Origin of the sequence: Bradyrhizobium sp. WYCCWR 12699, assembly GCF_032144035.1 — a bacterium.
Lineage (GTDB): Bacteria > Pseudomonadota > Alphaproteobacteria > Rhizobiales > Xanthobacteraceae > Bradyrhizobium.
This window is the reverse complement of the sequence record NZ_JAVTJN010000036.1, coordinates 736,618-749,632: the sequence shown is the minus strand read 5'-3', so window position 1 is coordinate 749,632 and position 13,015 is coordinate 736,618. Positions and strand designations below refer to the sequence as shown.

14 protein-coding genes are annotated in these 13,015 nt (G+C 64.8%); 9 read left to right on the top strand and 5 right to left on the bottom strand.

Translation table 11 applies throughout. The features are described 5' to 3' along the window. Positions 1 to 36: 36 nt before the first annotated feature. Positions 37 to 690: a glutathione S-transferase family protein gene (locus RPS27_RS28445; RefSeq protein WP_212068476.1), complete on the bottom strand. Its 654-nt coding sequence runs from the start codon at positions 688 to 690 to the stop codon at positions 37 to 39. A 127-nt stretch (positions 691 to 817) separates the two neighbouring features. Here RPS27_RS28445 and RPS27_RS28440 point away from each other — a divergent pair, with 127 nt between their 5' ends. Together RPS27_RS28440 and RPS27_RS28435 are read left to right on the top strand one after the other, a co-directional pair. Next, positions 818 to 1,132, top strand: a complete 315-nt coding sequence (locus RPS27_RS28440; RefSeq protein WP_212068477.1) for a hypothetical protein — start codon at positions 818 to 820, stop codon at positions 1,130 to 1,132. Between the two features lie 116 nt (positions 1,133 to 1,248). Continuing rightward, positions 1,249 to 1,533 (top strand): twin-arginine translocation signal domain-containing protein, encoded by a 285-nt coding sequence (locus tag RPS27_RS28435; RefSeq protein WP_194402762.1) that lies wholly within the window; start codon positions 1,249 to 1,251, stop codon positions 1,531 to 1,533. A gap of 156 nt (positions 1,534 to 1,689) precedes the next feature. Here the strand turns inward: RPS27_RS28435 and RPS27_RS28430 are convergent, their stop codons facing one another. Both RPS27_RS28430 and RPS27_RS28425 read right to left on the bottom strand, forming a co-directional pair. Then, positions 1,690 to 1,938 carry a GCG_CRPN prefix-to-repeats domain-containing protein gene (locus tag RPS27_RS28430; RefSeq protein ID WP_212068478.1) on the bottom strand — a complete coding sequence of 83 codons (249 nt, stop codon included), beginning with the start codon at positions 1,936 to 1,938 and terminating at the stop codon, positions 1,690 to 1,692. A 261-nt stretch (positions 1,939 to 2,199) separates the two neighbouring features. Then, positions 2,200 to 2,898, bottom strand: a complete 699-nt coding sequence (locus RPS27_RS28425; protein ID WP_212068479.1) for a winged helix-turn-helix domain-containing protein — start codon at positions 2,896 to 2,898, stop codon at positions 2,200 to 2,202. A gap of 192 nt (positions 2,899 to 3,090) precedes the next feature. Here RPS27_RS28425 and RPS27_RS28420 point away from each other — a divergent pair, with 192 nt between their 5' ends. The 3 genes from RPS27_RS28420 to RPS27_RS28410 all read left to right on the top strand — a co-directional run bounded on the left by RPS27_RS28420 (position 3,091) and on the right by RPS27_RS28410 (position 4,703). Continuing rightward, on the top strand, positions 3,091 to 3,399 hold the full coding sequence (locus RPS27_RS28420) for an NIPSNAP family protein (protein WP_194402759.1): 309 nt from the start codon (positions 3,091 to 3,093) through the stop codon (positions 3,397 to 3,399). 91 nt (positions 3,400 to 3,490) lie between these two features. Then, positions 3,491 to 3,841, top strand: coding sequence for an antibiotic biosynthesis monooxygenase family protein (locus RPS27_RS28415; RefSeq protein ID WP_211419206.1), 351 nt, complete (start codon positions 3,491 to 3,493; stop codon positions 3,839 to 3,841). Between the two features lie 52 nt (positions 3,842 to 3,893). Next, positions 3,894 to 4,703, top strand: coding sequence for an oxaloacetate decarboxylase (locus RPS27_RS28410; protein ID WP_194402757.1), 810 nt, complete (start codon positions 3,894 to 3,896; stop codon positions 4,701 to 4,703). A 62-nt stretch (positions 4,704 to 4,765) separates the two neighbouring features. Here RPS27_RS28410 and RPS27_RS28405 read toward each other — a convergent pair whose 3' ends face one another. After that, complete coding sequence (locus RPS27_RS28405; RefSeq protein WP_211419207.1) at positions 4,766 to 5,158, bottom strand: hypothetical protein; 393 nt, start codon at positions 5,156 to 5,158, stop codon at positions 4,766 to 4,768. 176 nt (positions 5,159 to 5,334) lie between these two features. Here RPS27_RS28405 and RPS27_RS28400 point away from each other — a divergent pair, with 176 nt between their 5' ends. Beyond that, a complete protein-coding gene (locus RPS27_RS28400) occupies positions 5,335 to 5,979 on the top strand; it encodes a trimeric intracellular cation channel family protein (RefSeq protein WP_211419208.1) in 645 nt (214 codons plus the stop codon). Positions 5,980 to 6,033: 54 nt separating this feature from the next. On the opposite strand, the gene RPS27_RS28395 is transcribed toward RPS27_RS28400, so the two are convergent. Further along, complete coding sequence (locus tag RPS27_RS28395) at positions 6,034 to 7,269, bottom strand: c-type cytochrome (RefSeq protein WP_212068480.1); 1,236 nt, start codon at positions 7,267 to 7,269, stop codon at positions 6,034 to 6,036. A gap of 293 nt (positions 7,270 to 7,562) precedes the next feature. On the opposite strand from RPS27_RS28395, the gene RPS27_RS28390 reads away from it, so the two are divergent. From RPS27_RS28390 to RPS27_RS28380, 3 genes are all read left to right on the top strand, one after another. Next, positions 7,563 to 11,054, top strand: a complete 3,492-nt coding sequence (locus RPS27_RS28390) for an indolepyruvate ferredoxin oxidoreductase family protein (protein WP_313754733.1) — start codon at positions 7,563 to 7,565, stop codon at positions 11,052 to 11,054. A gap of 354 nt (positions 11,055 to 11,408) precedes the next feature. Then, positions 11,409 to 12,566, top strand: a complete 1,158-nt coding sequence (locus RPS27_RS28385; protein WP_212068482.1) for a thiolase domain-containing protein — start codon at positions 11,409 to 11,411, stop codon at positions 12,564 to 12,566. Then, a complete protein-coding gene (locus RPS27_RS28380; RefSeq protein ID WP_063195061.1) occupies positions 12,566 to 12,955 on the top strand; it encodes a Zn-ribbon domain-containing OB-fold protein in 390 nt (129 codons plus the stop codon). The genes RPS27_RS28385 and RPS27_RS28380 overlap by 1 nt, the downstream gene beginning before the upstream one ends. Positions 12,956 to 13,015: the final 60 nt, after the last annotated feature.

The window sequence follows — 13,015 nt, the reverse complement described above, 5'->3', positions numbered from 1 at the left end:
CGTCGAGGTGATGGAACAGCAAATTGCAGCCTTTGCCTAACGCTTGTGGTCAGCGTCCGCCGCAGCAAAATGCGCCATCTGGTCGGCGTGTGCCTTGATGAACGCCGGGCGGCCGGTGGCGCGCGCGACGTGGGCGCGGCAGGCGGGGCTGTCCGCCAGCCCGCCGAACATGTCGACGAGGCGCAGCACGTCCGCCATCAGGATGTCGGCGACCGAGAAGGAGCCCGCCAGCCATTCGCGACCCGCCAGCACCGGCTCGAGATGCTTTAGCCGAAGCTTGAGGAAGTCGTCGACGAATTTCCAGGCTGCCGTGTCGGTCGGATGTCCCATGAACTTCGACATTCCCCAGGGCAGGCTTGCCATCTCCACCGAATTGAGCGCCGCGAAAACCCAAGCCGTCGCCTCGGCGCGGCCGCGCGGATCTGTGGGCATCAGCTTCTCGCTGCGTTCGCCGAGATGAAGCAGGATTGCGCCGGTCTCGAAGATCGAGATGTCGCCGTCGGTCAGCCACGGCACCTGCCCGAACGGCTGGTGCGCGAGGTGCGCAGGCCCGCGATCGTCGAACGGCGTGCTGGCGACGCGATAGGGCAGGGCGGCTTCTTCCAGCGCCCAGCGCACTCTGAGATCGCGCACGAGGCCACGCGGCGGTTCCGGAACCCAATTGAAGGTGGTGAGGGTGAGGTCGGCCATTTGCTGTCTCCGTGTCCTGGTTCGAACAAAGGACGAGCGAGGGGCGCCCGTTCCGACACCGGTGCCAACTCTTTTTGCCGCCGGCGATTTGACCGGTTAGGCTCGCGCCAACACCAGGAGGAACCCGATGCCCGCCGCCTTCTTCGTCGTCCGCGCCATCGTCCCCGACGCCGGCAAGCGCGCTGCCTTCGACAAATGGTACGAGACGGAACATCTGCCCGACGCGGTGGAGGCCTTCGGCGTGAGCCGAGCGTCGCGGTTCTGGAGCCTCGATGATCCCTCGCTGCACGTGGCGATGTATCAGTTCGACGACGAGGCCAGACTCGCGGCCATGCTGGAAGGTGACGCGTTGCAGAAGCTCGTCGCCGATTTCAACCGCGACTGGCCCGACGTGAAGCGCTCGCGCGAGACGCTGGTGCTGGCGCAGGAAGTTTCCACGTAAAGCACAGCGAATGTCCGCTTCGCACCGAGTCTGAACATGCGATTCAGCTTCGGTTCATGTCGTGGCCGCGACACTTCCTCTGCATCACTTGCACGAAGATCCAAGAGGAAGAAGCCATGGAGCGCCGGAACTTTTTGAAACTTGCATTGGGGGTGACGGCGGGCGCCGCCGCCTTCGCCGCGACCGCGCGGGCCGCGCCGCTGTCACCGCAGCCCGTCATTGATCCCGCACGTGCGCCGCAAGGCAATGCCGACGCTCATCCCGCCGTCACCACCAGTGAGGAGGCCGCCAAGCTGACGCCCGAGCAGGTGCACTGGCATGGCCATCACGGCCACTGGGGATGGCGCCGCCGTCATTGGCGCCGGCATCACCGGCGCTGGCACCGCCGCCATTACTGGTAAGCTCGCCAGAGCGCGCGAATTGGACGGGGATCGCAGCCAGCGGTCCCCGTTTCGATTCGGAGGTGCTTCAATTTCGATGCGAATCGTCAGGTGAGCCGCGAAACGAAAATGGCCGCGCAGGCTTTCGCCGCGCGGCCATCTTGCGATGCGACGAGATCAGAACGGGCGGCAGCGGCCGGCGTACCAGCGGAAGCCATAGGGGCATACGCGCGCGCGGGGCACGACCACGACCGGCGGGGCGACCACCACCGGGGCGGGGCGCACCACGACCGCGCCGCGCATCGGGCGGCAATTGCCATAGGGACCGCGATAGAAGCCGCGGCCGCAGCCCTCAGCGGCGCTGGCCCCCTCACCGAAACCGACGACAGCGGTGGCAAGCACGGCGGCGGCGAACAGGTATTTCATTTGATCTTCCTTCTCGTCCTTGGGGGAAAGTCTTTGGGGGGCGGCGCTCGCGGCGCACAATGAATCAAAAGACGCGATTCGACATGTCAAATCTTGCAACATATCGGCACAGCGCGATCCAAACCTGCCAATCATGACCTGAATGCGGCATGAACGTTCCCTCGCACAGGGCCTGAGGCGACAGAAATGGCGCCGGCGGCCGGAGCCTCCAAGCTGCCGTGCCGCCGGAGCACTCCAGGATGCAATGGGAGCGCGCGCCGGTCAGTCCTTTACGTTGCCGAACAGCGCGGCAAACTGCTTCTCGCCGGTGCGGGTGAAGTTCACGACGCGGCTGCCCGGCGTGGCGTCGCGCGCCGCCCATTTCAACTCTGCGAAGCGCTGCATCATGGCAGCCCCCAGCGTGCCGGCGAGGTGATGCCGCCGCTCGCTCCAGTCGAGGCACGCCTTGCACACCGGGCGCCGCGGATGAGTGAGCATGTCGGGCGAGATCTGCAGATGCCTGGCGAGAAAGCGCTCGCCCTCGGCGGTCAGCTCGATGTCCTGCTTCTTCTGCCTGACCAGATTCCGCTCGCGCAAGGAATCGAGCATCTGCACGCCGAGATCGCCGGCGAGATGGTCGTAGCAGATCCGCGCGCGCCGCAGCGCCGGGTCCTTCGGTCCGGTGCGCACCCGCATATGGCCGGTGCGCGCGGCGAGCCCTGCGAGACCTTCGAGCACGCCCGCGACGTCGTCGTCGGTGAGGCGATAGTAGCGGTGGCGGCCTTGCTTCTCCGGCTCGACCAGCCCGCCGGCCTCGAGCTTGGCCAGATGCGAGCTCGCGGTCTGCGGCGTGATGCCGGCCTCCTGCGCCAGTTCGCTCGCCGTCAGCGCGCGGCCATTCATCAGCGCCGTGAGCATGTTGGCGCGGGCGGGGTCGCCGACCAGCGAGGCGACCATGGCGATGTCGGGTCCTGATTTCATGCTTCGATGGTAGCCGAAGCATTGTAGTCGGGCAAGGCCGTAGCGTGTCATCAGTTCGTCATTGCGAGGAGCCCGTGACAAATTGCGAAGCAATTTGCACTGGCGACGAAGCAATCCAGGCTACCTCCGCGGTGGGGTTCCTGGATTGCTTCGCTGCGCTCGCAATGACGGCGTGGAAACAAGGAGCCCATCATGTCCGTCACCGTCTTCATCCGCTACCAGCTCGATCCCTTCAAGCGCGCGCAATTCGAAGAGTACTCGAAGCGCTGGCTCACCATCATCCCGAAATGCGGTGGCGACCTGATCGGCTATTTCATGCCGCACGAGGGCACCAACAACATCGCCTTTGGGCTGATCACCTTCGAGAGTCTGGCCGCCTATGAGGCCTATCGCGCCCGGTTGCGACAGGACACTGAGGGCATGGCCAATTTCCATTTCGCCGAGGAGCACAAATTCATCCTCGCCGAAGAGCGCACCTTCCTGCGTCAGGTGGTATTGTAGGCCACGCCAGCATGATCCGGACCCGAAGGGCCGCGTTCGCGCAAATTGCAGCGCGGTTTTCCGGATCGTGCTCAAACAAAAGGAGACGCCCATGATCGCCGTGATCTTCGAGGTCTGGCCCAAGCCCGAACATCGCCAGGATTATTTCGACCTCGCCGCCGATCTGAAGCCGATCCTGCAAACCATCGACGGCTTCATCTCGGTCGAGCGTTTCGAGAGCCTGACCGACAAGGGCAAGATCCTGTCGGTGTCGTTCTGGCGGGACGAGGCGGCGGTTGCGGCCTGGCGCAACACGATGGAGCATCGCCGCACCCAGGCCAAGGGCAGGGCGCAGATCTTTGCCGACTATCATCTGCGCATTGCGAGCGTCGTCAGGGACTACAGCATGACCGATCGGGACGAAGCGCCCAAGGACAGTCGCGCCGTGCACGACGCGCACTAGCGCAGGCATTCACCCGCGCCTATCTGTGCGCGGCCAACAACGGAGAACAACAATGCACGTCACGACGGCGGACAAGCGCGCGACCTTCAAGAAGATGCACGAGAGCGGGTGCTTCATCCTGCCCAATCCGGTCGACGTCGGCAGCGCCAAGGCGTTGCAGCATCTCGGTTTCAAGGCGATCGCCTCGTCGAGCGCGGGCTTTGCCTGGACCATCGGCAAGGCCGACAACCACGTCAGCGTAGAGGACATCTGTCAGCATCTGGCAGCATTGAGCTCGGCGGTCGATATTCCCGTGAACGCCGATTTCGAGGGGGGCTTCGCGGTCGAGCCGGACAGGGTCGCTGACAATGTCGAGCGCTGCGTGCGCACCGGCGTTGCCGGCCTCTCGATCGAGGATTCCACCGGCGACAAGGACAAGCCGATCTACGAGCGCGCACTCGCGGTCGACCGCATCAAGGCCTCGCGCAAGGCGATCGGCGACAGCGGCACGTTGCTGGTCGGCCGCTGCGAAGCATATTTGTGGGGCGTGACCGATCTCAAGCTGGTGATCGACCGGCTCACCGCTTATGCCGACGCCGGGGCCGACTGCCTTTATGCGCCGGGCCTGAAGACCCGCGAGGACATCAGCGCCGTGGTGAAGGCTGTCGCGCCAAAGCCGTTCAACCTGTTGATCGGCGCGTCCGGCCTGTCACTGAAGGAGGCCGAGGATCTCGGCGTGCGCCGGATCAGCGTCGGCGGCTCGCTCGCCCGCGCCGCCTGGGGCGGCTTCATGCGCGCGGCGAAAGAGATGGCAGAGAAGGGCACGTTCACCGAGCTTGGCAGCGGCTATCCCGGCGGCGAGCTCAACAAGATGTTCAGCTAGCGGCACAACGAAAAGGCGGCGGGACTTTGCGTCCCGCCGCCTTCGCATTTCGTCGTGATCTCCTACTTCGCGCCGTCAGACGGCGTCTGCGCATCCGGGGCCGGCTTGCTCGGCGCCGCACCCGTGGTCACGCCTGGCGAGGTGTTGGTGCGCGGCGTCACGTCGCGCATGCCGGGAGGTGCCGCGGGATTCGTCGCGGGCGCCTGCTGGGCGGTTTGCGTTGCGGGCGTGGTGCTCGCCTGATTTCCGGTGCTGGTATTGTTCAGGCCGTAGAACACGGCACCCAGCACCAGTGCGATCGCAACGGCGAACAACGCAACCTTGCCGCTGGAGGCGGGGCCTTCGCCAAGCTCGGGATCGGCCTGTAGGTCGGCATCCCGGCGCGCCGCGCGAAGATACTCATCGTCGGCGAGGTTCGGGCGGTACGGATCGTTGGGAAAACGGTCGTCAGCCATCGATTGGGTCTCCTCGGTTAAGACGCCTCGACAACCCGTGGATGCGAGATTCCGTTCCGCCCCTCCTTATGCTTTCGTCGCATGTTGCTCCGCCACCGGGAATCGGGAACCTGTCACTTCCGGGAACCGAGCGTGAGTTCCAGGTCGCGACGAGGGAACAAGCCGGGGAAACGCCGATGTGGAGTCTGCCGCCGACAGATAGCGTGCTGCATTTCCTGTCCCTGGTCGCGATCGCCGCCCAAGGCATGACGGCCGCGCTTGCCGCGGGGCGGCGCAGCATGGACTGGCTCGGGGTCTGCTTCCTCGGTTGCATCACCGCGCTTGGCGGCGGAACGCTGCGCGATCTCTTCCTCGGACATTATCCGCTGGTCTGGGTGCAAAACCCGACCTATCTCGCGCTCGCCGGCGGCGCGGCCTTCCTCACCATCCTGTTCGCGCGTCTCGTGCACCGGCTGAAGGTCGCCTTCATCGTGCTCGACGCCATCGGCCTCGTCGTGTTCACCATGGCGGGCTGTGACGTCGCCTGGCAGATGGATGCCTCGCTGCCGATCGTCATCGTCTCGGGCATGGTGACCGGCTGCGCCGGCGGCGTGCTCCGCGACGTGCTCTGCAACGACGTGCCGCTCTTGTTCCGATCCGAGCTCTACGCCAGCGTCTCGGTGGTGACCGGCCTGTTCTATGCGACCGCGTTCGGCCTCAAGCTCAACGCCGAGCTCTCGACCATCCTGACCTTCGTGCTCGGCATCAGCTTCCGTCTGCTTGCGGTGCGCTACAAATGGGAGATGCCGAAATTCGTGTTCACGGGAGATGAGGAGAGGTGAGCGCTGTCGCGCACGAATGGCGAATTGCGAATAGAACTGGCCATTCGCCAATCACTATTCGCCATCCGCCTCTCGCATCCTCGCCTTCGCGACTTGCGCCGGCGTGACCAGCAGCCCGGCATTGCCCCAGGAATTGCGGATGTAGTTCGTCACGGCCGCGATCTCCGCATCGGACAATTGCTTGGCATAGCCCGGCATCTCACCGGTGTTGGGCGCGCGCGGCGTGGTCACGGTGTGGGCGCCGTCGAGGATGATGCGCAAGGTGGAGGAGGGATTGTTGGATTGCAGCAGCGCATTGCCCGGCAGCGGCGGATAGATGCGCGGGGCGCCCGAGCCGTCCGCTTCGTGGCAGGCGATGCAGAGCTTGGCATAGACCACCTGGCCCGCCTTCATCTCGGCCTCATCCGGCGGCGTGACGATGGTCTCGCGTCGCGCCGGCGGCAGGCTCTTCAAGTAAACCGCGATCGCGCGCACATCGGCCTCGCTCATCTTGGAGGTCGAGTTGACGATGACTTCCGCCATCGGTCCGCCGGCATGGCTTTTGGCATTGCGCCCGCTCTGCAGATATTCGGCGATGTCCTGCGCACTCCACGACTGCAATCCCGTGCGGGCCGCGCCATCGAGCCGGGGTGCGTACCATCCGCCGACCTTGCTGCCCGACAAGGCTTGCGCGCTCTTGTCCGCGCCAAAATAATTCTTCGGGGTGTGGCAGGCGCCGCAATGGCCGAGCCCGGTGACGAGGTAGCCGCCCCTGTTCCAGGCCGCGCTCTTGCCTTGGTCCGGCTCGAACAGGCCGGGCTTGAAATACATCGCGTTCCAGATCCGCATCAGGCCGCGATAGCCGAATGGCCAGCGCAGCTCCGGCGGCTTGTTGCGGCTCACGACAGGCGCGAGCGTGCCGAGATAGGCGCGGATCGCCAGCGTGTCGTCCTTCGTCATCTTCGTGAAGAAGGGATAAGGAAAGGCCGGGTAATAGTTCGAGCCGTCAGGCGCGATGCCGTTGCGCACGGCGCGCACGAAGTCGGCGTCCGTCCAGGCGCCGATCCCGGTGTCGCGGTCCGGGGTCAGGTTCGGCGCATAGATCGCGCCGAAGGGGGTGTCGATGCGCTTGCCGCCCGCGAACGGTCTTGCGGGATCGGCGGTGTGACAGCCCGCGCAGTCGCCGGCCTCGACCAGCGTCTTGCCGTAGGCGATCAGCTCCGGCGACGGCTCGGCGGCGAGGGCCATGCCTGCAACCGCACTGCACAACGCCAGGCCCGCAACAGCCAAGCCCGTCAGAATCGTCCGCATCCCAAGCTTCTCCTGCGACCAATCGACCGCACCGACGCAAGCGCGCCATCAATTCATTTCGCGATGGCGGGGGTATGGTGACACAAATTGAAAATGGCATGCGTGTTTCAGGCCACGAAATTGCGATTTTTACCCGGGCCTCCCTTTGCTCCAGATTTGTGATGCGGATCGTGAATTATCCGACATAGAGTGGCGAAACTGGTCGGCGCGCCCTAGCTAAAAACAACGGGACGGCAACGGCTTAAGCGACGCGAAGTGACAAAGACCTGAACAGGGCGGCAAAAGAGGACAGCATGGGCATCAACCAGGGTCCGATCAGTCTCGATCAAAAATACACCCAGGAAACCGGACACGTCTTCACCACGGGCATCCAGGCCCTGGTCCGCCTGCCCATGGCCCAGATCCGGCGCGACCGCGCCAGCGGCCTCAACACCGCGGGCTTCATCTCCGGCTATCGCGGCTCGCCGCTCGGCGGCTACGACCAGCAGCTGTTCGCCGCGCGAAAACATCTCGAGCAGTACAACATCAAGTTCCAGCCCGGCGTGAACGAGGACCTCGCGGCGACAGCCGTCTGGGGCTCGCAGCAGCTCAACCTCTCGCCCGGCGCCAAATATGACGGCGTGGTCGGCATCTGGTACGGCAAGGGCCCGGGCGTCGACCGCTGCGGCGACGTGTTCCGCCACGGCAATGCGGCAGGCTCGGCCAAGAACGGCGGCGTGCTGTGCCTTGCCGGTGACGACCACGGCGCCAAATCCTCGACCGTCCCGCATCAGTCTGACCATGCCTTCATGTCGGCGCTGATGCCGTATCTTTATCCCTCGAGCATCCACGAGATGATCGAGATGGGCCTGCTCGGCATCGCGATGTCGCGCTACTCGGGCTGCTGGGTCGGCATGAAGGTGATCACGGAGACGGTGGAGACCACCGCCGAGATCGACCTCACCGACGAGATGAAGCCGTTCATCATCCCCGCCGATTTCGAGCTGCCGCCCGGTGGCCTCAACCTGCGCTGGCCCGACGACCGCTTCGAGCAGGACCGCCGCTTGCAGGACTACAAGGGCTTTGCCGCGATCGCCTTTGCCCGCGCTAACAAGGTCAACCGCGTCACCATGGATTCGCCGAATGCTCGCTTCGGCATCATGGCCTCGGGCAAGAGCTATGAGGACGTGCGCCAGGCGTTGCGCGAACTCGGGATCACCGAGCAGGTCGCGGCCAAGATCGGCCTTCGCCTCTACAAGATCGGCATGCCCTGGCCGCTGGAGCCGGAAGGCGTGCATGAATTCGCGGTCGGCCTGGAGGAGATCTTCATCGTCGAGGAGCGCCGCGAGATCGTCGAGAACCAGGTCAAGCAGGTGCTGTTCAACTGGCGCGACGACGTCCGTCCGCGCATCGTCGGCAAGATGGACGAGCACGACAAGCGCTTCCTGACCTTCGCTGCCGAGCTCAGCGTCGCCTCGCTCGCGACCTCGCTCACCGAGCGACTTCTCAAGCTCGATCTCAACCCCGAGATCGCGGAGATGCTCCGCGCCAAGGCCGACTGGTTCAACGGCCGCCAGGCGACCCAGATGCAGGCGGTCGCGCCTGTTTCCCGCACGCCTTACTTCTGCTCCGGCTGTCCCCACAACACCTCGACGAAAGTCCCTGAAGGCAGCCGCGCGCTCGCCGGCATCGGCTGCCACTTCATGGCGCTGTGGATGGACCGCTCGACCGAGACCTTCACGCATATGGGCGGCGAGGGCGTGCCTTGGGTCGGCATCGCGCCGTTCACCAACGAGAACCACATTTTTGCGAACCTCGGCGACGGCACCTATTTCCATTCCGGGCTGCTGGCGATCCGGCAGGCAGTCGCCTCCAAGACCAACATCACCTACAAGATCCTCTACAACGACGCGGTGGCCATGACCGGCGGCCAGCGCCATGACGGCGATCTCTCGCCGCAGCAGATCACCTTCCAGCTCCATGCCGAAGGCATTCGCGAGATCTATCTGGTTTCGGAGGCGCCCGACGCCTATCCGGCCGACACCATCGCCCCGGGCGTGAAGCTGTATCACCGCGACGAGCTGCAGAACGTCATGAAGATGTGCCGCGAGTTCAAGGGCACCTCGGCCATCGTGTTCGTGCAGACCTGCGCGGCCGAAAAGCGCCGCCGCCGCAAGCGCGGTCTGATGGAGGATCCGGCGCGCCGCGTCATGATCAACCCGGCGGTCTGCGAAGGCTGCGGCGACTGCTCGGTGCAGTCGAACTGCATCTCGGTCGAGCCGCTGGAGACCGAGTTCGGCCGCAAGCGCGCCATCAACCAGTCGTCCTGCAACAAGGATTATTCCTGCCTCAAGGGTTTCTGCCCGTCCTTCGTCACCGTGGACGGCGGCAAGCCGCGCCATCGCGCGCCGGCGGAGCTCGCCGATATCGGCGAATTGCCCGAGCCGGCGTCGCGGCCGACGCTCGACAAGCCCTATAACATCGCGGTCGGCGGTGTCGGCGGCACCGGCGTGCTCACCATTGGCGCGCTGCTCGGCATGGCCGCCCATATCGAGGGCAAGGCCTCGATGATCCTCGACATGTCGGGTCTTGCGCAGAAAGGTGGCGCGGTGCTCAGCCATGTCCGCCTGTCCGATCATCCGGCGGAGGTGACGTGCTCGCGCATCGTCACCGGCACGGCCGATCTCGTGCTCGCCGCCGACGAAGTCGTTGCCGTCGCCAAGGACACGATCTCGCTCTGCGACTCCAGCCGCACCCGCGGCGTCATCAACAGCCACGTCATTCCGACCGCCGATTTCGTGCTCAACCGCGACTTCAACTTCCAGACCCGCAAGCTGACCGGGCTCTTGGAGACGGCGCTGCACAAGGACTCCGTCTTCTTCGACTTCACCAAGCCCGCCGAGCAGCTGCTCGGCGATGCCATCGCCACCAACATGATGATGATGGGCTATGCCTATCAGGAGGGACTGTTCCCGCTGTCGGCTGAAGCGATCGAGCAGGCGATCGAGGTCAACGGCGTCTCGATCAAGATGAACAAGGAAGCCTTCCGCCTCGGCCGCCTCGCGGTCGCCGATCCCCAGCGTCTTGCCGACATGCTGAAGGGCACCGACGAGGTCGTTGCGCCCAAGACGCTGGACGCGATGACGCTGGATGAAGTCATCGAGCATCGCGCCAAGCACCTGACCGCCTATCAGAACAGCCGCCTCGCCAAACGTTATCGCAAGCTGGTCGAGCAAGTTCGCGATGCCGCGGTGAAGGGTGGCTACGGCGATGCGCTGCCGCGCGCGGTCGCCGTGAACTATGCCAAGCTGCTGGCCTACAAGGACGAGTACGAGGTCGCGCGCCTCTACACCGACGGCGCCTTCGAGCAGCAGCTCCGCGACCAGTTTGAGGGCGACTTCAAGTTCAACTTCAATCTTGCCCCGCCAATCCTCGGCGGCGGCCTCGACGCGCTCGGCCGCCCGAAGAAGCGCGCCTTCGGCCCGTGGATGCTGAACGTCTTCCGCGTGCTGGCAAAGTTCAAGTTCCTGCGCGGCACGGCACTCGACATCTTCGGCCGCAGCGCCGATCGCAAGCTCGAGCGCGACCTGATCGCCGGCTACGAGAAGGACGTCGCCACCGTGCTCGGCCTGTTGTCGCCTGTTACGATCGACACCGCCGTCGAGCTGTTGTCGCTGCCCGACCGCATCCGCGGCTACGGCCCGGTGAAGGAGAAGGCCGTGGCGGATGCCAAGGTGCGTTACGCGCAGCTCGCGGCGGATTTGGCGAGCCCGCCGCCGGCCCCGAGGCAGATCGCGGCGGAGTAGGGCGGTCTCGTCGGGCGGATTGGCGAAGCGTAATCCGCCACGACCATAAGGGTCGAGATCGACGTGGCGGGTTACGCCGTTGGCTAAGCCGCTCTACACCGCGTCACCATGATGAGCTCGCAAAGTCGCTTTTCCGCCTTGCGAATTCTCAAGTGGAATCAATCCCCGTTCTACTGTGCATGGGGTTGTTTTCAAGAAATTGGGAAGCCGCAGCCGGTGTGAACTCGGTCCTGTTCGTCCCAGTTGCGCCAACCCGCTGCTCTCTCGCTGGGCGGAATATTTCCGCGCTTGCCAATCCGCCCACCGCGGTTCAGAAAAACGGGGCAATAAGAAACGCGAGCGGAGACTTCTGTTTTGACCATCAAGGGCAAGGCCTACATTGCCGGGATTTTTGAACACCCGACCCGGCATGCGCCGGGCAAATCCACCGCCCAGCTCCACGCCGAGGTCGCCAAGGGGGCGATCGAGGATGCCGGGCTAGGCAAGGACGATGTCGACGGCTATTTCTGCGCGGGCGATGCGCCCGGCGGCGCCTGGCCCATGGTCGACTATCTCGGCCTCAACACCAAGAAGCTGCGGCACGTCGATTCCACCGAAACCGGCGGCTGTTCCTACATCATCCATCTCGGCCATGCCGCCGAGGCGATCGCGGCGGGTAAATGCTCGATCGCGCTGATCACGCTGGCCGGCAAGCCGCGCACCGGTGCGATGCCGCCGCGCGCGGCCGGCGCGGAAGCTGATTTCGAGTCGGCTTACGGGGCGACCACGCACAATGCCTACGGCATGTGTGCCATGCGCCACATGCACGACTATGGCACCACCTCGGAGCAGCTCGCCTGGATCAAAGTCGCGGCCTCGCATCACGCGCAATACAATCCGCATGCGATGCTCAAGGACGTCGTGACCGTCCAGGACGTGCTGAACTCGCCGATGATCTCCGACCCCCTGCATCGCATGGATTGCTGCGTCGTCTCCGACGGCGGCGGCGCGCTGATCGTGACGACGCCGGAGATCGCCAAGAGCTTGAAGAAGCCGCTGGTGCGCCTGATCGGCCATGGCGAAGCGATGAAGGGCCCGCGCGGCGGCAAGGATCTCGACCTCACGTACTCCGCCGGAATCTGGTCCGGCCCGCGCGCGTTCGAGGAAGCCGGCATCACGCCGAAGGACATCAAATACGCCTCGATCTATGACAGCTTCACCATCACCGTGCTGATGCAGCTCGAGGACCTCGGGTTCTGCAAGAAAGGCGAGGGCGGCAAGTTCGTCGCCGACGGCAATCTGATCTCGGGCGTCGGCAAGCTGCCGTTCAACACCGACGGCGGTGGCCTCTGCAGCAACCATCCGGTCAACCGCGGCGGCATGACCAAGATCCTCGAGGCTGTACGCCAGCTGCGCGGCGAGGCGCATCCCAAGGTGCAGGTTCCGAATTGCGATCTCGCCATCGCCCACGGCACCGGCGGCCTCTTGGGTGTTCGCCACGCCGCCTCGACGGCCATTCTGGAGCGCGTGTGATGAGCGAGACGAAAAAGTATCCGGCCCCGGTGACCAACCCCGAGACCGCTGCGTTCTGGGACGCGGCGAAAGAGGGCAAGTTCATGATCAAGCGCTGCACGGCGTGCGGCGAGGCGCATTACTTCCCGCGCTCGATCTGTCCGTTCTGCTACTCCGACAAGACGGTGTGGGAAGAGGCGTCGGGTGAAGGCACGATCTATACCTACAGCCTGATGCGGAAGTCGCCGACCGGTCCTTACGCCATCGGCTACGTCACGCTGAAGGAGGGGCCGTCGGTGCAGACCAATTTCGTCGACTGCGATCTCACGACGCTGAAGATCGGCCAGAAGGTGAAGGTGGTGTTCAAGCCGACGGACGGCGCCCCGCTGCCGTTCTTCACGGTGGCCTGACTTCTTCCCTTCTCCCCTGTGGGAGAAGGTGGCGTAGGCCGCCTCCGGCGGCCGTTCTGA

What these genes read in the sequence shown, in the direction of transcription:
- RPS27_RS28445 (WP_212068476.1), bottom strand. Translation starts at nt 690, where the DNA reads ATGGCCGACCTCACCCTCACCACCTTCAATTGGGTTCCGGAACCGCCG.
- RPS27_RS28440 (WP_212068477.1), top strand. Translation starts at nt 818, where the DNA reads ATGCCCGCCGCCTTCTTCGTCGTCCGCGCCATCGTCCCCGACGCCGGC.
- RPS27_RS28435 (WP_194402762.1), top strand. Translation starts at nt 1,249, where the DNA reads ATGGAGCGCCGGAACTTTTTGAAACTTGCATTGGGGGTGACGGCGGGC.
- RPS27_RS28430 (WP_212068478.1), bottom strand. Translation starts at nt 1,938, where the DNA reads ATGAAATACCTGTTCGCCGCCGCCGTGCTTGCCACCGCTGTCGTCGGT.
- RPS27_RS28425 (WP_212068479.1), bottom strand. Translation starts at nt 2,898, where the DNA reads ATGAAATCAGGACCCGACATCGCCATGGTCGCCTCGCTGGTCGGCGAC.
- RPS27_RS28420 (WP_194402759.1), top strand. Translation starts at nt 3,091, where the DNA reads ATGTCCGTCACCGTCTTCATCCGCTACCAGCTCGATCCCTTCAAGCGC.
- RPS27_RS28415 (WP_211419206.1), top strand. Translation starts at nt 3,491, where the DNA reads ATGATCGCCGTGATCTTCGAGGTCTGGCCCAAGCCCGAACATCGCCAG.
- RPS27_RS28410 (WP_194402757.1), top strand. Translation starts at nt 3,894, where the DNA reads ATGCACGTCACGACGGCGGACAAGCGCGCGACCTTCAAGAAGATGCAC.
- RPS27_RS28405 (WP_211419207.1), bottom strand. Translation starts at nt 5,158, where the DNA reads ATGGCTGACGACCGTTTTCCCAACGATCCGTACCGCCCGAACCTCGCC.
- RPS27_RS28400 (WP_211419208.1), top strand. Translation starts at nt 5,335, where the DNA reads ATGTGGAGTCTGCCGCCGACAGATAGCGTGCTGCATTTCCTGTCCCTG.
- RPS27_RS28395 (WP_212068480.1), bottom strand. Translation starts at nt 7,269, where the DNA reads ATGCGGACGATTCTGACGGGCTTGGCTGTTGCGGGCCTGGCGTTGTGC.
- RPS27_RS28390 (WP_313754733.1), top strand. Translation starts at nt 7,563, where the DNA reads ATGGGCATCAACCAGGGTCCGATCAGTCTCGATCAAAAATACACCCAG.
- RPS27_RS28380 (WP_063195061.1), top strand. Translation starts at nt 12,566, where the DNA reads ATGAGCGAGACGAAAAAGTATCCGGCCCCGGTGACCAACCCCGAGACC.